This window comes from Streptomyces sp. NTD107, from assembly GCF_059510435.1.
Map to the genome: position 1 here is coordinate 1 of NZ_JCAJZV010000052.1, position 331 is coordinate 331.

Here is a 331-nt window from a genome sequence, read left to right on the forward strand (position 1 = left end):
ACTCACCGTCGCGCATCAGTGCGCTCATCACCTGGTACCCGCGAGGACCGCCGTTGATCGGCTGCTCACCGAGGTCGAGCATGTCCTGTTCCCACTGCTCCATGGCTGCGGAGTCGGACCGGGTCGCCGTGCCCAGAAGGTTTCCAAGGTTTGTCTGGAGGCCGTCCAGGATCTGCCATCGCTCGGAATCCGGATGCCAGTTTCCAGAGCTCAGATCAACCCACAGCTGGAGAGTTCCCTCGGCTCCGAGGTCCACCGTCACTCGTTCAGCAAAGACTGGATCATCTGCATAGTGTTCGGCGAGCCAGCTGAATGTACGCAGCTCCTCATC

Annotated in this window: 1 pseudogene; it reads right to left on the minus strand. The window is 60.7% G+C overall.

Features of this window, described 5'->3' with window-relative positions:
* A pseudogene (locus tag AC5WRL_RS28130) lies at positions 1-331 on the minus strand (hypothetical protein); the annotation flags it as partial.